The organism is Nocardia sp. NPDC058633 (assembly GCF_042717045.1).
Taxonomy (GTDB): Bacteria; Actinomycetota; Actinomycetes; order Mycobacteriales; family Mycobacteriaceae; genus Nocardia.
Genome location: NZ_JBHXRA010000005.1, coordinates 270,146 through 286,187, shown reverse-complemented (window position 1 = coordinate 286,187; position 16,042 = coordinate 270,146). Strand labels below are relative to the sequence as shown.

Here is a 16,042-nt window from a genome sequence, read left to right as displayed (position 1 = left end):
CGCGATCGAAGTCGTGGGCGCCGGATTGAACACCAGCTGTCCATCAGAGGAAGATTTCGGGGTCCGACACCACATGCCAGACATTCGCCAGGCTCAGCGCGCCTTCGACGCGGGCGTCCTCTCGCTCGGTCTGTCCATCGACGGTCAGGAGTCCGCGCGTGACGAGGAGTACGCGAAGCTGGCTTTCCAGCGCGCGACGGAATGGGATTCGTCGATGTGCGACGCGTGGCTCGGCCGCGCCGCCGCCGGCGAGGTGACCAAGGAGGTGCTGTTCAATCTGCATCGCACCAGCCTTGATTCGCTCGGTCGCGAGCAGCGCCGGATCGGCCTCGCGCCGCGGGCCATGGCCGGGCGCTTCCTGCCCGGCCTCTACATCGACTACCCGCTGTCCGGGCTCACCGAGATCTGGCTGGCCTGGGCATCGCAGCTGATCGCCGACACCGACTACGACCAGGCCGAGCAGGTGCTCGACGAGCTGGCAACGCTGCGCGCGGGCCGCGCCGACGACCCCGACAAGCAGATCGACGATCGGATCAGCTCCTATATCCGCGGCATCCTGCACTACAACACGCAGCGCTGGTCGGAGGTGATGACCGTGCTGGCCGGTTCGGAAAGCTGGAAGGACCCGTACCTGGCCACCGGCGCGAACGTGATGGTCGGCACCGCGTGCGCGCAGCTCGGGTTGTTCGGGGAGGCCATCCGACGGATGGAACAGGCCGAGGCGGGCCCGATTCCGTCGGCCAAGTTCACCGCCATGTACAACCGCGGCCTGTGCCTGCGGGAATCGGGCGACGAGGCCGAGGCTCAGAAACTGTTCGAGCAGGTCTACTCGCAGCTGCCCGATTTCACCGCCAATACGACGGCGATGCGCGACCGTACCTTCCGGATCGTGGTCACCAGCCGCGAGGTGATCGACGCGCGGACCGACAAGTGGGATCCCGCCTCGGCGCCGACGTTGGCCTCGATGAACGAAGCCGCCGCCGAGGACCGCGCCAAAACCGTGCTCGCCGAGGCACGCGCGCAACTCGACAAGCAGGTCGGTCTCGCCTCGGTGAAGAACCAGGTGGCCAAATTGCAGTCCTCGGCGCAGCTGGCCAAGATCCGGGCGGGCAAGGGCCTGTCGAGTCAGTCCCGTGGCCAGCACCTGGCCTTCACCGGCCCGCCCGGTACCGGTAAGACGACCATCGCGCGGGTGGTCGCCAAGATCTATTGCGGTGTCGGATTGTTGAAGACCGACAAGGTGGTCGAGGCCAAGCGGGTCGACTTCGTGAGCCAGAACCTCGGCGGCACGGCGATCAAGTCCGAGAAGCTGATCGACAGCGCGATGGACGGCGTGCTGTTCATCGATGAGGCCTACACCCTGATCCAGACCGGACTTTCGGGCGGTGACGCGTTCGGCCGCGAGGCGGTGGACACGCTGCTGGCGCGGATGGAGAACGACCGCGATCGGCTGGTGGTGATCATCGCCGGATACGACGGCGAGATCGATCGGCTGCTCGCCGCCAACGACGGCTTGGCCTCCCGCTTCGCCAAGCGTCTGCAGTTCCCGTCCTACACCGCCGCCGAGCTCGGGCAGATCGGCGAAATCGTGGCCAACAGCCGGGATTCACAACTGTCCCCCGAATCGCTGGCCACCCTGATCGAGACCTGCGAGTACCTCTACAACCTCGAGAGCACCGATCAGAGCGGGCAGCCGCGTCGCGGTGTCGATCTGGCCGGTAACGGCCGCTTCATCCGCAACGTGATCGAATCGGCGGAGGAGGAACGCGAGTTCCGGCTCGCCAATACCGACGGGCTCGACCTGGCCGAGGTCGACGACGACGTGCTGATGCGCATCGAGGAGCCGGACATGCGGACCGCGCTCGCCGGGATCGTGGCCACCCTCAATATCGGACGGATCCCGAACCTGAGCTGAACGCCGACGGGCGGGGGTCCGGCGCGAATGTGCGCCCGACCTCGCCCGTTTCGGCTATTTACTGGCCGAGGGCAGCGAATCGTAGCTGGTCAATGCATCTTTCGCGGACAGCGTCGGACCGGGCACGAGCTTGCCGATGATCGACCACGGTGCGAGCCTGGGCTTGTCACCGAGGCCGAGCACCGCGGCGGTCGCGGGGTCGGGGATGCCGTAGCGAATCCCGTTGTCGGCCACATAGAACAGCGATTCGCGCCGTAGGCTACCGGGCTCGGCCCCGGTGACCTGGACGTATTCGCCGGTGCTCGGCGCCAGGTACACCGCGTCCATCCGGTCGCCCGAGCCGTCGGCGGTCGAGAGGGTCACCGGCTTGGCCGAATCGGCCAGCGGCAGTTTCGTTCCGGCGAGCAACGTCACCGTGGCGCGCTCTGCGGGCCCGTCCACCGACTTGCCCTGCGCGGTGGCCTCGCCGGGATCCTTGGCCCAGTTCACGCAGGCCACGGGGGCGTCCTCGGCGGACAGCAGGCTCGGCTTGTGTTCGGGGAAGCCATCGATCGGCAGGGTGTGCAGGATCGGCATCCGGTCGAGCACATCCGGTGCCAGCTCGGCGATCTCGCGCATGCCCCGCGAATCGGCGTTGCGCAACAGGCCGGCGGTGAACTCCGAGACGCGCTGAACGCCGTCGGCCAACACCACGTACATCGTTTCCTTGTCCGCCGCCTCGACGCCGGTCACCGCGATGATGCCACCGATCGGCACGTTCGACAGCTTGCCGGGGCCCGGTTCACCCGCGCGTTCGATGGCAGGCACGGTCAGCGGCGGGGCCTGGGTGGTCGCGCCGAGCACCGCGCTACCGATCGGGCGAACCTGCTGACCGGTCAGGCCGAGGGTACGGGCGAGCACCGAGTTGTTCGGGTCGACCTCGGCCCTGGTTCCGCGGTACACGAGGAAGGTCTTGTCGTCGTGGCGCATCAGCATCGCCTCGTCCGCGCCGACAGCACCGATTCGGTCACCGGTCTCGGGCTTGCCGATGATGGTGGTGGTGAGGCCGCCGCCTGCCCCGGACGCACTGCCCGCGGCCGACAGCGGGGTGGTCTCGCACAATGTCCAAGTCGAGCTCGACCCCTGCTTGGAACCCGGCATCGCCGCCGGGGCGCCGGGAATGCCGAGCAGCGGTCCGCGCGGCAGCGACCCGAGCTTGTCGTCCTTCACCGATTTCGGCGCCTGCGCGTCGCCGGCGATGAGCCGGGCCGAAGCCAGATTGAGCACCGGATGCAGGGTCTTCTCGCCCTCCTCGGCCTCGACGACCACATACATGGCGCCGCTCTGCTTGCCGGTGACGATCAGTGCGTCACCGATCGCGCCCTGCGGTTTGAGAACGCCGAGGATGGCCGCGCCTGCCACGATGATCAGCCCGAGGACCGCGCCGACCATCATCGACCGGCTCTGCGACTTCATCGGATCGTGCAGCATGCGCACATCACGGCGGACCAGTGCGTGGTCGAGCCTGCGTAGCAGAAAGCGATAACCATTGACCTGGGCTTTGGTTGTCAGCTGTGCCGGCACAGGTACTCCATTGCTGAGTCGATCACCATCTCGTCGGACACGGTACCGTAAATCCGGAACTTGTCCTTCACCACGATTCGACGTATGCCAAGCAGGGACAACGATTTTGAACAACGATGTGAACGCCGGGGAAACCGGCAGCGCACAGGTCTACGACACCTTGCGTGATCCGGAATTCTGGTTGTTCCGGATGTATCCGTTGCGTGCGTGTGTGCCCACCGCGGTACTCGCGGCGACCGTGGCCTGGATCGTGCTGGCGACGACGGATTCGGTCTACGGTGCGATCGGTGGCGCCGCGGCCGTGCTCTTGATCGGCCTCGTGCCGATCCGGCGAAGGCCACCGGCGGTGCGGATCGGTGACTGGTCGGCCCGCCGCCTGCACGGCCGCGCCGACACCCTCGACCGGGCACCCGCGTTCGACGTACCGCTGCCCGAGGGCGGCGGCTGCGGGGTGCGCTGGGACGGCGACCTGCTGCTCACCATGCTGCGGATCGATCCGCCGCCGGACGCCCTCACCCTGCTGCGCCGTGGCTCGCTCAGTGCCGACCAGTTGCTGCCGCTCACCGAGGTGGCGCGCTGCCTCGAGCAGTTCGATGTCGCGTTGGTGAGCATCGACGTGATCTCCACCGGCGCGCGCACCGCCGGCACCGGCGCCGCCGCCCACCTCTACAACCGGATTCTCGGCCCGCTGCCCGCCATCGCGCACCGCACCTGCTGGCTCGTGCTGCGCCTCGACCCCTTGGCCAACGCGACAGCGGTGGACAAGCGCGGTGGTGGTGCCACCGGTGCGCTACGCACCATGATCATCGCCACCCGCCGGGTCGCGAATCGACTGGCCACCCGTGGCATCGACGCCGCGGTACTGACCGCCACGGAGATGAACAGCGCATTGCGCGAACTGTCCTACGGCTTCGATCCGCTGCGGCTGACCGAGTCGGCGCACGGGCTCGAGTCCGAGTTCGGCAGGCACCTGACCCACTACCAGCTCACCGCGCCGATGATCGGCACCAACGGGCTGGCCGAGATCTGGTCGCTGCCGACGCTGTCGACCACCGTCACGGTGCGCCTGCACCCCGGCGCGGGCCGGATCGACCGCGCGGGCGACAAGGCGGGGACCGTGGTGCTCAACGCCGTGGTCCGCTTCGACTCGGCGCAGCCCTTCGAGAAGGCCCCGATCGACGGTCTGCGCGAGCTCCCCGGCAGCCAACGCCGAATCCTGCTCGACACCTTGCCCATCGGTGCCGCCGAGGCGCTCGGTGGCCGCGACGGCTACCGCGGCACCCTTACCGCACTCACCGACATCGCCGTGCCGACGACCGGCTGCGGCCAGCTGATCGGCGCCGACGAACGCGGCCAGGGCATCGCGGTCCCGCTGATCGGCGCGGGCACGCGCCATGTCGACGTGATCGGCAACCTCGACCTCGCACAGCAGGTGGTTCTGCGAGCCACCGCACTCGGCGCCCATGCCGTCGTCCACACCTCGCGCCCGCAGGCATGGCAGTCGATGGTCGCCAACCTCGCTACCCCCCAACTTCTTTCGATCGCACCACGCGCCGCAGGCGCGACCCCACCGACACCGCCCGGACCGCCCCCCGTGCCCGCGGCTCCGTATCCGACCACGACCGTCCTGGTGTTCGACGGCATCACCCCCACGACCCACCTCGGCGGCGCGACCTTCGTCGAAATCCGGTCCGCCGAACGTGATCCGGACGCGCTGCCACCCGACGTCACCCTCATCCAGGACCCCTCCGCCCCGAACCGGATCACGGTCCGAACCAGCACCGGCAGCGCCACGGTGTCGATGGTGACCACCCCGGACGAAATGCACTACATCGGCGAATCCCTCGCGGCTCGCTGAATTTCACAGCGTCACACCGAGTTCAGGGAAACCCGCGCGGCGGGCGTAGCGGCCCGGCAGACCGAAGAACGGGGCGGGACAAAGTGCCGAAGGCACGAGTCCCGCCCCGTTTTTCGGGTGGCCCCTCAGGGGCCGCGCTCGAGCGCTCCGGCGCTCCTAGAAATCAGCGAAACCGTCGCCGACCTTGCCGTCGGCCTCGAGCGCGCGGTTGAGCGCGGCTTCGACCTGAGCGGCGAGCCTGTCGAGCTTGTCGAGGGTGTCGGCCAGCTCGGTGGTGACGTTCTTGTGCGCGGTGTCGAAGGTCGAGATCGCCTGATCACCCTGCAGGTTGTTCCGGAAATCCGAAGCGGCGCCTTCGAGTTCGTCGATCTCGCCCTTCATCTTCCCGCCGTAGGTCTGCAGGTCGCTGAACAGCTCGTTCATCGCCGCGGGATCGTAAAGAATGGTCATGAGCTCAGTTCCTGTTCGTTTCTGATTCGCGGTCAGAGATTGGTGTAGCCGCCGCCACCGCCGGTGGAACCACCACCGGACAGGCCTTGGCCGTCCATGTTCACCAGGGTGGACTTACCGGTGCTGACCGCTTCGGTGAGCCGGTCGAACTTCTTGTTCAGTGCGTCGGACTCGTCGTGCCAGGCCTGGGCGACCTTCACGAACTCGGCGGAGGCGTCACCCTTCCAACCGCGCAGGACGGCCTGGGCCGCGTCGTCGATCTGGCCGACCGACGTGCGGAGGTTGCCGATGCTGCTTTCGAGCTTGGAGACGACGCCGTCTACGCCGCCGGCTTCTACGCCTACTGGTCCCTGAGGGGGCATGTGCCGAACCTTTCCTACTTGGTGATTGAAACGAGAGATGGCTTAATCTGGCCGCCACCCCCCACCGGGAAGCCCCTCGAGGAGCGCACCGATTGCCTGCGTGAGGCGGTGATCGGTGCCCGGCGTCATGGTCGACCACACCTGCCCGTCGGGCGCCGTCATCGGCGCTACGACGATCCGGCCGCGCGCGGTGTCGTACACCGCGACCGCGCCAGGGGCTCGGGTGGTCAGCCCGTCGTGGTGGACTACGGCAACGATCTCGATGTAGCCATGGCAGGTGCCGAAGGCCGCGCCGAGGACGGTCGCCTGGTGCGCGTCGATACCGAGCGCATACATCGCGTCCACGTACTGAGAGGTTGTTTCGGCGGCGTCGAGGCGCGCCGCGAGCTCGTCGGCCGAGACGCTGACCGCGGCTACCTCGGCGGGCGCGCAGGTCGGCAGCGCGGCGAGCAGCAGGCGGGCGAGTTCACGGGCCGATCCGTCGGTGGTGTCGGTGACGATCTCGAAGGTCGCACCGGTGCGCACCGCGCTGGCGTGGCCGGAACCGCGGCGGGCCAGACAGATTCGCCGCGGGCCGTCGTCGCCGTAGCCGCGGGCGACGAGTTCGGCGTCGGGTTGGGCCAGGGTGTGCAGCGCGCCGGCCAGGTTGGGCTCGACATCGCCGTAGGTGTCGAAGATGCCGGTGGCGGTGAGTTCGGCGACCGCGGTGTCGCGGGCCGCGCGCCAGGCCTCGAAGGTGTCCTGCTGCGGGCCCACGGCGAGCACCAGTGGCAGGGTCTGCACACCGAGCCGCTCGGCGACCGCGAGCAACGCGTCGTTGGTGAGCGTGGTCATGGCCGTCCCTCCGCGGGGGCGGTGCCGCCGGTCTGCGCAGCGGCGCGTTCGGCGACGCCGAGCACCGCGGGCGCGGCCTGGATCTCGCCTTCGGCGACCAGTTGGTCGGACTCCTCGTAGGCGAGGCCCGCGCGGGGGAAGCGGGCGGCGGAGTCCTGGCCCCCGCCTTGCGCCATCGCACCGGGCACGAGCGGCGTGGACTGCCCGGCGGGGGTGGTGGTGACCGGCGCCGACTGCGTCGTGGCACCCACCGCGGTGGCGGACTGCACGAACGTCGGTGCGCGATACGCCGTTTGAACCGGCGCAGGCATCGACGGCAGTGCGCCGAAGCCGATCGCGCCGATCCCCGGCATCGTTGCGGAAGCCGCGCTGAGCGACGTCGCGCTCTGGCCCGACTTCTCGCCGGTCAGCGCGGCTTCCGGGACGATCGGCGGAGGCGGCGCGTGCAGCCACGGCGTCGCCAGCGGTTCGGTGGCCGCCTCATAGCTGCGCATCACCCGGGAGGCAACGGCTTTGGCCACATCGGCGTCGGCATCGGTCTGCGCCGCGATCGCCTTGATCGGCGCGCCGAGGGCGGTGCCGACCTGTTCGAGCGCCTGCTGCATCGCCGTGATGGCGGCGATGTCGGCGGTATTGGGCATGGCGATGGCCGCCACCTCGTAGGCGAGGACCTGGGCCTGCATCCTGGCCGCGTTGGCGGTCGCGGCCGCCGCGGTCTCGAGCAACCACTCGCGCAGCGCCGAGATCCGTTCCCACACAAGCTCACTGCTCCCGGACTTCCAGGAACCACGCAAGGTCTGCAGCACCTGCTCGTAGTCGAGCACGGCCGCGCCGAAAGCCGCGGCGAGCCGCGTCCACGCGGCGGCCGCGTCGGCCATCGGCATCGGGCCGGCACCGGTGGTGAGGTCGGTGGCGAGCTTGTCCGGCTCGCGCGCCTCCCACACCACTCCGGTGAAGCCGGGCTGCGGTGGTTCGATCATTGTCCGTTGAAGCCGCTGGTGTTGTCGGTTTCCATCTGGTCGAACTCGCTGACCTGCGCGCGCAGGGTGGCGGCCAACTTGTTCATTTCGTGCGCGCCCGCCTCGGCGCCGGTGAGGTAGTCGTCGGCGACGCCGTTGGCCGTGTTCGCGGCGCGCACCGACACCTCCTCGGTGCCGGCCGGGGCAACGTGCAGCGCCGGGGCGACCGCCGTGAGCTCGGTGGTGAGCCGGTCGGCGATGCCGTCCAGCGCTGCCGCGGCTTTGCTCGCCGCAGCCGAATCGAATTCGAAGGTGTTACTCATTGCTACCCCTGTCGTGGTCGTACCGCGTCACAGTGAGAGTTCCTTGTCCGGTGGCCCGTCGGTGACCACCGGTTCGGCGGCGCCGACGACCGGGGTCGCCACCCCCGCGATCGGGCCGACGACTTCGTCGCCGTGATTTCCGGTGACCAGCTGCGAGTGCACGGCCTCGTTGCCGCCACCCTCCACCGCGCGCGCCATCGGCATGCCTGCACCGGCGCCACCCATCGGCATCATTCCCGGCGACGAACCGCCCGCCGATGCCGTGGTCGTGCTCGCGCCGCCGGAAGTGGTGCCGCCCGCGCCTGCCGCGCCGGTGGCGCCGACCGTGGAGAGGCCGCTGCTTCGACCGCCCTGCCACGGGCTCAGCGGCGACGATGCGGCGGCCGCGCCGCCGATCGCGCCGACCCCACCGATCGCACCGCCGCCACCGCCACCGCTCGCGGCGGCCAACTCCTCGGCGGATTCCTCGCCCGGCGCGGAGATCCCGGTTCCGGCGGTCGTCGAGTCACCGGTCGTGCTCGTCGACAGCGAACTCGCCTGTCCGGCAAGCGAACCGATCGAGGAAACCGCGGTGCTCGCCGTACTGATCAACGGCGTGATCAGGCTCATCAGCTGGCTCAGCGACTCACTGCTCGCGTCGACGCCGGTCGGCGCGTTGGTCACCGGGACCTTCTCACCCGCCTGCGCCATCTCGCCGCTGCGGGCCATCATCTCGGCCTTGGTCTCGGCCGTGATCGCCAAGCCCTCGGCCATCGCCTCCATGGTCGCCGCGATCAGCACCGCCTGACCACCTGGCGTCACCGCGTAGAGCGGAGCCAGCGCCAGGGTGGCCGAGTAGCGAGCGATCACCGCGGCCAGCTTGGCGCCACCGACGGCGACGTTGCCTGCCGCGTGGGCGAGCACGCCCTTCTCCTGGGTGCTCTGGGCGGCGAGCTTGGCACCATCGGCCTGTGCGGCGGTTGCCTTGGTCGTAGCCTCCGTCGCCGCGGAACTCTGCCACAGCTGCATCACCGTTTGCAGCGCGGTCGAGCCGAGCGACATCACCGTCTCCAGCACCGAGGTGATATTCGTCAGTGCCTCGGCGGGATTGGTCGATGTGCCGGTGTCCGACGTCGCGCTCGTGCCGCCGAGCGCACCGGTACCGAACGCGGAGGCGAGTTCGGTGAGTGGCTGCATCAGCGCCGTGAGGTCGATCGTCGGCAGCGCGGGCATTTCCGGCAACTGGATGAACTCGGGCAGCTGCGGCAACTGCGGCAACCCCATCGAGCTGAGCACCTGGCTCACCGGCTGGTCGAGCATCGGCGCCAGCGAACTGCCACGCAGCAGCTCGAGCACTGTCGGATCGACCGACGCCGCCGCGCCCGCCGAATCTCCCCCTGGATACGTCATTGCTACTGATCGACCGCCGAGAGGCCCAGCCTGGAGGCCCCGTCGGCGCCCTCATAGGTAGCGGCCGCCTGGGCAGAGGTCAGCGCGGTGCCCGCGTGCACCGCGGCCAGCTCGGCCATCGAGGTGAGATGGTTGGCCTGCGCGTAGGCGAACGACATCAGGAACTCCTGACCGATCAGGCCGAACACGGGCACCGCGGCGGCCATCGTGGCAGCCTGGTCGACCGCGCCCGCCTGGGCGACCCCTGCCGCCATCGTGGCCGAGGCACCCGCGTACGCACGCACCGCATCCGGAACTACCGCAACGTGATTCATGGCTATCGTCCAATCTCGAAACAGCCCAGGGTGTTTCGTTACTTTATCTACCCGTCGGAAACCGGCACCACACCAATCAACGGTGAAGATCAGTTGAATCTCATATGCCGGTTCGGTTGTAGGCCGTTACCAGCTCGGCTCGTTCACCGAACGCACGGTGCGCGGCGGTCTGTGCGGTCTGTGTCAGCGTCCGCTCGAAATCGGCCGGTGACAGCTTCGCGATCGCCCCGGTGAACGCCAAACCGACCAGGGCGCCCGCACCGTCGACGGTCACCGTCACCGCGCCGTCGGGCGAAGTCTCCTGCGCCCGGATGCCATTGGTCGCCTCGGTCAGGTCTTGGAGCCGATAGAGCTGGCCCCGCACCTTCGCGATCAGCTCGTCCATGGTCTCGACCATCGCCTTGCCCTCCGTATCCGCTCGCTAGACCGACCGCAGCCAGCTGTCCGGTTCGGTGTCGTATTCCTGTTCCTCGACGATCTCCGCCGCCGCGACCTCGGCTTCGGTCGGCAGTCCGGTAGCCGCCAGCAGCGCCGAGTCGAACCCGGCCTCCGCCAGCTGATTACGCCGCGCCAGGCCCGCCCGCTTGGCCGACTTCTGGCACAACCGCAGGATCTCGGCGGCCAGCTCATCCGGGTCGCGGCGCATCTGATCGCGATCCACGGTGATCCCCACCGGTAGGCCCTGCTCGGTGGTACGTACCACGATCGCCCCGGTCACCGATGCGGCACTGAACTCAGTCGGAAACTCGTCCACGACTCCCCTCCCCTCTGATGAGAACATCACTACGCCCGATCGTCCCTGATGGCTCTGACAACTTCGGCGATCTGGGTGTTGATCAGCGAAACCACCCGCCTGCGATCGGCGCCGACAGCCACCGGCGGCGTGCCGGGCACCACCACGTAGCGACCGTCGTCGGTCAGGTCGCGCCAGCCGAGTCGCAGGCGCACGATGCCGCGCGGACCGAATCGCGACCAGCCCTGCTCGATGTCGATGAAGCCGTCCCGGTCGAGCGGCGCCTGCTGAAAGGTCAACGTCCGCACCGAGGCATCGTCGTCGTAATGCTGAACCAGCGAGCGTCCGTACGAGTGATCGAGCTGGTCGTCGGCAGGTTCGTCGAGGCGGATCTCCTGGCCGCGGCCCGCGTCGGCCTGGGGCAACTGACCGGCGACGACGTCACCCAGGGACAGCGCATCGTGCCGGGAGATGACGAATCCCGCAGCGTGGTAGAGGGTTCGGCCGGGGAGCTGACGCACCAGATAGCCCACCTCGCCCTTGCGCACCGCGAGCATGCGCACCGAGAACGCGGGATCGGTGAGTCGCTCGCCGCCGCCGTACCCACGCACGATCACCCGGATATCGGGATGGGTGAGCACCTCGATGATGTCGTCGAGCTCGTGCCCCCAGCGCTGCTTGATCGTCATCCAGTCCCGCTTCAGCGCGAACTCCGCCGCGTCGGCGGTGCTCGGCTCGCTGCTGTGGATGAACGGGTCCGGCATGTACTCCTCGTCGATACCGGCCCACAGCGCGTCGAATTCGTCGCCGGTGAATTCCCAAGTGGCCGTCACTGTTCCACCACCGGCCTGGCGACGATGGGTGCGTCACCGAGCGCTTCGTCCAAGTGGCTGGTCGAGTCGAGGTAGTCGGCGCGCTTGTGCTCCTTCTGCTGGCCCTGACCACCGGCGCCCGCGCCCGCGCCGCCCATCGGCATACCGCCCATCGGCATACCACCCATCGGCGAACCGCCCGCCGACGAGGCGATGCCCGCGCGGAACCCTTCGACACCGGTGGTGGCCGAGGCGCGGGGGAACAGCTTGGATGCGCTGTCCAGACTCGGCGAGAGCGCGCCACCTCCCCCACCGGCGCCGCCGCCACCCGCGCCCGAACCACCGCCACCACCGCTGCCCTTGCCTGCCGCGCTGAGCGCCTTCTTGGCCTGGTCCTGTAGCGAACCGAGCGCCCCGGAGGTCGGAATACCCGCCAGCGAGCTCAGTTCCGCGGCGGAGGGCACCTGCCCCAAGGCCGACTGCGCCGCGGAACTCGCCTGCTCGAGCCCCGATTGCAAGGCCGAAGTCAGTTCACCCGCCCCCGACTGCAAAGCCGAGGTCGCCAGATCCGCCCCGCTCGACTGCGACGAGCCGGTGCCGGTCTGGTCCGCGCCTATCTGGCCCGCGCTGATCTGGCCTGGCTTCTGCCCCTGCAGTTCCGCCATTGCCTGCTTGAACCCGGCGGAGGTGTCGCCCGAACCCGAGCCGCTTCCCGAACCCGAGCCACTGCCGCCGCCGCTGCCCGAACCGCTTCCGGAGCCGTTCCCGTTCCCATTGCCATTTCCGTTGCCGTTCCCGTCGCCGGTTCCGTTCCCGGATGTCGGCGCGGTCGGTTCGGGCAGCGTGGGGATGTGGCTCGTAGTGCTGTTGAGACCGGGAACGTAGGTGTTCCACATGACTTGGCGGGCGTTCTTGGCGCAGGCCTCCTTGTCGGCCTGCGCTTGCGTGCCGTTGGGATCGGAGTAGCACCGGGGCAACATGAGCGCCGTCGCGAGCCCCTTGGAGGTGGCGTTGATCCAGCCGACGGTGTAATCGAGCGCGGCGGCAACCTGTTTGGTCTGATCGACCAGCAGTCCGTTGGCCTCGTGGTAGGCCGACATCGCCGACATGGCGCGCGCCGCGCCGCCCGGGCTGGTCCAGCTCTTCTTACTCGCCTCGACTTTGGCGTTCAGGTCGTCGAAACCTGTTTTGAGCCAACCCGCCAGATCACCCCAGTACAAAGAACTGTGGGCCAGGCTACTGGGAACCGTCGACAGGGAAGCCATGATCGCCTGGAGCTCGTTGTAGTTGTAGCCGCCGGGATTCTCCGCCTTCATTCCGGCCGGATCGAAGGTCTTGCCATCGGCCAGGATCTTCGGCAGGTTGACCGCGGTCGCCACCGCCGGATATTGGATGACGGTGGGTGGCAGGGGCGTCTTGCGCATGCCCGCGCTTCTGCCCTGCTCGATCTGGGTGCGTAGCGCGTCCAGATCGACCGTACTGCCGTCCTCGGCGCCCTTGTAGTGCCGGGCCGCGTCGAGAAAGGTGTTGGCGATATTGTCGAGCACCGTCTCGTGCTTGCCGAGCACGGTCGTCAGCTGACCGGCCTTGTCTTCGAACTGCTTCGACAGCTGCTTGCCGGACTCCAGCGAGGAGAACTCGGGCAGGTTCGCGACATTGGCTACGTTCGTTTTGACCGAGTTGACCCAGTAGCGGGCGTTGTTGGCGGCTTCGACCAGGTTCGGCAACGCCGACGGCTCGAGCATCAGCGATCCATCCGAGGCCGCCGAGCGCAACCCCGCCCATTGATCCTGCGCCGATGGTCCCGTCATGAAGTCGACCCTCCCTGTCCGTACCGGTGTCGCCTGGCGCCCCGCCCGGCACCGCTGTCACGAGACCGCCGATTCGCACGCACTTGCTAACGATTCTACGGTCTGACAGGTGAATTACGCATGTACAGCAGCGATCTCGCCGGTTGCGACGGCTCGACCATCTCCGATCACCAACCCGCGTCGGTCGCGGGTCGGGACGGGTCTCGGGATCCGTCCTCTTCGTCGGTGGAGAGTCGTTCCCGCTCAGGCGAATTAGGCGGCTCCAAGGAAGCTTCCACCGGCTGGGGGATGGCGAAACCGTCCATGTCGTCGACCAATTCGGTGATCTTCGGCAGGCGGGCGCGTTCGTTCTGGATCGGCGCCATCAGCGCCTGCGTCTTGCCCGCCACCTCGGTCGCGGCCTGCTGTGCGGCCTCGGTGACAGCCTTGGCGATCTCGGTGAAGGTGAGATCGCCGATGTCGGGGGTGAACTTCGTCTCGATGACCTTGTAGTCGGCGTTCACCGTCACCGTCACCCGTTTGCGCACCGTGGCGCTGGCGATGATCTTGGCGCGATCCTGCTGTACCTGCGCGATCGCCCGCATCTGGGTCTGCACAGTCTCGAGGATGTCTGCCATCTGTGCCTTGGCGTGCTCGTTGGCCATTCCCGATTCCCTCCGACCCGCGAGCCGTCGCGCCCAGCCCGTCGATCTGCGAGCACACCACAACTGGCACACCCGCGCAACACGACGACGCCGTTCGTCAGGTTGCCAGGCCGACGGTGTGGGTGCCGAGCAAACCGGCGAGATTCAGCTGGAACCAGGCGGAATCGACGTTGTAGACGTCGGCGGGAAAGACACGGGTGAACGCCTCCCTGGCAACGGCCGCGCGCTCGGCGGCGTCGACCAGACCGGGAATCGCTTCCTTCTGCGCTTGGCCCGCTTTCGCGCCGAGCAAGCCGGTCAGCACCTCGATCACGGTCCTGGTGTCCCACATGCCGGGGACGGCGGGAGCCAGCGCATCGGCACCGGCCGACGCGCCGCGATACCAGCGTCCGCCCTCCCACCAGTAGCAAAAGGTCAGCAGACCGTTCTCGGCGCGGCGGTTGATCACCGGCTCGGCGACCCAGTCGGGGGCACCCAGGTAGAACTGCGGCATCGGCAGGTCTTTGTTGTAGACGGCGTCGAGTTCCGGTGCGTCCCACACCCCGCCGGAGAGCACCGCGCGATCGCCCGGGAGCAGACACAGCGTGGAGCCGCTGTGTTTCGAGCCCTCGAAGACATGGAAGGCCGGCGTCACCCGCGGGCCCCACTTGGAACCGATCGCGACGAACGCGGCGGCGATCAGCGCCCACCGACGGGCCAGCAGATCGAGCGGCGGGAATTCCACGTCCGGCGCCGAACCGATGGCGTTGCGGCCCGCCGCGGTGTCGGCGCGCGCCTGCTCGGCCGCGGCCAGCGGACTGCGGATCTGCCGATTGCCGTGACCGACATAGGCGGCCAGCCAGATCGGCAGCCGTTCGCGCGGATAGATCTCGATGTCGGTGCGGTACACCGTCGGTGGGAAGAGCTGATCGTCCGGGAACGGGTCGTCGCCGTAGTCGAATTCGACGTTCATCCGGCCCGCGTTGCTCAGGGTGAGCAGGTAGCGCCACCACGGCCCGTCGCCCATCGAGGCGGAAAGGTGCCGGTGCTCACGCAGCAGATCGAGCAGTTCCGGACTCGGGAACACCCGGGCGAACCGATCCTGCTCGTCGTGGAACACGACCATCGACACCTCGGCCGCGGCCGTCATCGCGAACGACGCCTCGACCTTGGTCCAACCCGGCGGGCCCAGCGCCGCCAGCGTTTTCGCGATGCGATGGCTCAGCGCGGCGGCCCGCTCCGTGATCCCGTCGTCGTCGGCCACCACGGTGGTGAGGGTGAATCCGACATCGGGATCCCCGGCCAGCTCGTCAGCCACTGCGCACTCCTTTGCCTAGTCCCGGTTCTGGCCGTACCGCGCGGTCACGGCACCGGTCTCGTCCCATTCGGTCCGGGCGAGCAGCGCGCCGTCGGGAGCGAAAACGGTTTCTTCCTTGCGAATTCCGGTGGGGAACCATTCGCACCAGCGGCCCACCGCGTGCCGGTCTGCGTAGTCGCCGGTGTAGCGCGGGGTGCCGTCGAGGTACCAGCCGCGCGTCGGCCCGTCGGGGTAACCGTCGGTGTAAGTGGACAGATCGGTGATCGGGCTGCTCGGCGCCGGGCGAAGGAACTGCTGACCGGTGAACGGCTCGGCGCGGTAGTACATGCGGCCTTCCCCGTCGTCCCAGCGAAACTCGGGATCGTCGGCCGCGACAGCGTCGGCGGCGATGCCCTTGCGGGTGCGCTCGTCCTCGAATTCGACCAGCTCGCCCGCTTCGTTCCAGCGCGAGTGGGTGAGCAAGGTGCCCTCGATGTCGTAGACGTCCTCGAGGCGGCGGGAGCCGTCCGGGTACCACTCCTGCCAGGTGCCGACCGGCCGGTTGCGGTAGAACTCGCCGTTGTAGCGCATCGTGCCGTCGGGGTGCCAGCCCGTCCAGTCGCCGTCGCGGTCGCCCTCGTGGTAGCTCCAGTACTCCCGCCAGGTGCCGTCGGGGCGGGTCTGGGTCACCGCGCCGCTGTAGGGCTCACCCCGATACGACAGCCTGCCCGTCGCAGGATCGATCGTCACCTCCGGATCGCTGCGTTCGATCGGATCGTCACTCACCCGCACACCTCTC

Annotated in this window: 17 protein-coding genes; 2 read left to right on the top strand and 15 right to left on the bottom strand. The window is 68.5% G+C overall.

Annotated features, from left to right (window positions below; all coding sequences use genetic code 11):
- Positions 1 to 73: 73 nt before the first annotated feature.
- Positions 74 to 1,915 carry a type VII secretion AAA-ATPase EccA gene (gene eccA / locus ACFWUR_RS08670; protein WP_378904040.1) on the top strand — a complete coding sequence of 614 codons (1,842 nt, stop codon included), beginning with the start codon at positions 74 to 76 and terminating at the stop codon, positions 1,913 to 1,915.
- Between the two features lie 54 nt (positions 1,916 to 1,969).
- On the opposite strand, the gene eccB is transcribed toward eccA, so the two are convergent.
- Complete coding sequence (gene eccB / locus ACFWUR_RS08665; protein ID WP_378904037.1) at positions 1,970 to 3,478, bottom strand: type VII secretion protein EccB; 1,509 nt, start codon at positions 3,476 to 3,478, stop codon at positions 1,970 to 1,972.
- Positions 3,479 to 3,584: 106 nt separating this feature from the next.
- On the opposite strand from eccB, the gene eccE reads away from it, so the two are divergent.
- Positions 3,585 to 5,336, top strand: a complete 1,752-nt coding sequence (gene eccE / locus ACFWUR_RS08660; RefSeq protein WP_378904034.1) for a type VII secretion protein EccE — start codon at positions 3,585 to 3,587, stop codon at positions 5,334 to 5,336.
- Between the two features lie 156 nt (positions 5,337 to 5,492).
- On the opposite strand, the gene ACFWUR_RS08655 is transcribed toward eccE, so the two are convergent.
- The 14 genes from ACFWUR_RS08655 to ACFWUR_RS08590 all read right to left on the bottom strand — a co-directional run bounded on the left by ACFWUR_RS08655 (position 5,493) and on the right by ACFWUR_RS08590 (position 16,029).
- On the bottom strand, positions 5,493 to 5,786 hold the full coding sequence (locus ACFWUR_RS08655) for a type VII secretion protein EsxR (RefSeq protein ID WP_378904031.1): 294 nt from the start codon (positions 5,784 to 5,786) through the stop codon (positions 5,493 to 5,495).
- A gap of 32 nt (positions 5,787 to 5,818) precedes the next feature.
- Positions 5,819 to 6,148, bottom strand: a complete 330-nt coding sequence (locus ACFWUR_RS08650; RefSeq protein ID WP_378904028.1) for a WXG100 family type VII secretion target — start codon at positions 6,146 to 6,148, stop codon at positions 5,819 to 5,821.
- A 42-nt stretch (positions 6,149 to 6,190) separates the two neighbouring features.
- On the bottom strand, positions 6,191 to 6,982 hold the full coding sequence (locus ACFWUR_RS08645) for an ESX secretion-associated protein EspG (RefSeq protein ID WP_378904025.1): 792 nt from the start codon (positions 6,980 to 6,982) through the stop codon (positions 6,191 to 6,193).
- Complete coding sequence (locus ACFWUR_RS08640; protein WP_378904022.1) at positions 6,979 to 7,962, bottom strand: PPE domain-containing protein; 984 nt, start codon at positions 7,960 to 7,962, stop codon at positions 6,979 to 6,981. Before ACFWUR_RS08640 ends, ACFWUR_RS08645 begins: the two co-directional genes overlap by 4 nt.
- Complete coding sequence (locus ACFWUR_RS08635) at positions 7,959 to 8,264, bottom strand: PE family protein (RefSeq protein WP_062984142.1); 306 nt, start codon at positions 8,262 to 8,264, stop codon at positions 7,959 to 7,961. The genes ACFWUR_RS08640 and ACFWUR_RS08635 overlap by 4 nt, the downstream gene beginning before the upstream one ends.
- Positions 8,265 to 8,291: 27 nt before the next feature.
- Positions 8,292 to 9,653: a hypothetical protein gene (locus tag ACFWUR_RS08630; protein WP_378904019.1), complete on the bottom strand. Its 1,362-nt coding sequence runs from the start codon at positions 9,651 to 9,653 to the stop codon at positions 8,292 to 8,294.
- Positions 9,654 to 9,655: 2 nt separating this feature from the next.
- Entirely contained in the window at positions 9,656 to 9,967 is a 312-nt protein-coding gene (locus ACFWUR_RS08625; RefSeq protein WP_378904016.1) for a type VII secretion target, read from the bottom strand.
- Between the two features lie 100 nt (positions 9,968 to 10,067).
- A complete protein-coding gene (locus tag ACFWUR_RS08620) occupies positions 10,068 to 10,364 on the bottom strand; it encodes a YbaB/EbfC family nucleoid-associated protein (RefSeq protein WP_378904013.1) in 297 nt (98 codons plus the stop codon).
- A 24-nt stretch (positions 10,365 to 10,388) separates the two neighbouring features.
- Positions 10,389 to 10,721: a hypothetical protein gene (locus ACFWUR_RS08615; RefSeq protein WP_378904010.1), complete on the bottom strand. Its 333-nt coding sequence runs from the start codon at positions 10,719 to 10,721 to the stop codon at positions 10,389 to 10,391.
- 29 nt (positions 10,722 to 10,750) lie between these two features.
- Complete coding sequence (locus tag ACFWUR_RS08610; RefSeq protein ID WP_378904007.1) at positions 10,751 to 11,533, bottom strand: ESX secretion-associated protein EspG; 783 nt, start codon at positions 11,531 to 11,533, stop codon at positions 10,751 to 10,753.
- Entirely contained in the window at positions 11,530 to 13,323 is a 1,794-nt protein-coding gene (locus ACFWUR_RS08605) for a hypothetical protein (protein ID WP_378904004.1), read from the bottom strand. Before ACFWUR_RS08605 ends, ACFWUR_RS08610 begins: the two co-directional genes overlap by 4 nt.
- A gap of 167 nt (positions 13,324 to 13,490) precedes the next feature.
- Positions 13,491 to 13,967 (bottom strand): YbaB/EbfC family nucleoid-associated protein, encoded by a 477-nt coding sequence (locus ACFWUR_RS08600; RefSeq protein WP_378904001.1) that lies wholly within the window; start codon positions 13,965 to 13,967, stop codon positions 13,491 to 13,493.
- Between the two features lie 97 nt (positions 13,968 to 14,064).
- On the bottom strand, positions 14,065 to 15,264 hold the full coding sequence (locus ACFWUR_RS08595; RefSeq protein WP_378903998.1) for a hypothetical protein: 1,200 nt from the start codon (positions 15,262 to 15,264) through the stop codon (positions 14,065 to 14,067).
- Between the two features lie 15 nt (positions 15,265 to 15,279).
- Positions 15,280 to 16,029 (bottom strand): hypothetical protein, encoded by a 750-nt coding sequence (locus tag ACFWUR_RS08590; RefSeq protein WP_378903995.1) that lies wholly within the window; start codon positions 16,027 to 16,029, stop codon positions 15,280 to 15,282.
- Between the last annotated feature and the right edge of the window lie 13 nt (positions 16,030 to 16,042).

What these genes read in the sequence shown, in the direction of transcription:
- eccA (WP_378904040.1), top strand. Translation starts at nt 74, where the DNA reads ATGCCAGACATTCGCCAGGCTCAGCGCGCCTTCGACGCGGGCGTCCTC.
- ACFWUR_RS08655 (WP_378904031.1), bottom strand. Translation starts at nt 5,786, where the DNA reads ATGACCATTCTTTACGATCCCGCGGCGATGAACGAGCTGTTCAGCGAC.
- ACFWUR_RS08650 (WP_378904028.1), bottom strand. Translation starts at nt 6,148, where the DNA reads ATGCCCCCTCAGGGACCAGTAGGCGTAGAAGCCGGCGGCGTAGACGGC.
- ACFWUR_RS08645 (WP_378904025.1), bottom strand. Translation starts at nt 6,982, where the DNA reads ATGACCACGCTCACCAACGACGCGTTGCTCGCGGTCGCCGAGCGGCTC.
- ACFWUR_RS08640 (WP_378904022.1), bottom strand. Translation starts at nt 7,962, where the DNA reads ATGATCGAACCACCGCAGCCCGGCTTCACCGGAGTGGTGTGGGAGGCG.
- ACFWUR_RS08635 (WP_062984142.1), bottom strand. Translation starts at nt 8,264, where the DNA reads ATGAGTAACACCTTCGAATTCGATTCGGCTGCGGCGAGCAAAGCCGCG.
- ACFWUR_RS08630 (WP_378904019.1), bottom strand. Translation starts at nt 9,653, where the DNA reads ATGACGTATCCAGGGGGAGATTCGGCGGGCGCGGCGGCGTCGGTCGAT.
- ACFWUR_RS08625 (WP_378904016.1), bottom strand. Translation starts at nt 9,967, where the DNA reads ATGAATCACGTTGCGGTAGTTCCGGATGCGGTGCGTGCGTACGCGGGT.
- ACFWUR_RS08620 (WP_378904013.1), bottom strand. Translation starts at nt 10,364, where the DNA reads ATGGTCGAGACCATGGACGAGCTGATCGCGAAGGTGCGGGGCCAGCTC.
- ACFWUR_RS08605 (WP_378904004.1), bottom strand. Translation starts at nt 13,323, where the DNA reads ATGACGGGACCATCGGCGCAGGATCAATGGGCGGGGTTGCGCTCGGCG.
- ACFWUR_RS08600 (WP_378904001.1), bottom strand. Translation starts at nt 13,967, where the DNA reads ATGGCCAACGAGCACGCCAAGGCACAGATGGCAGACATCCTCGAGACT.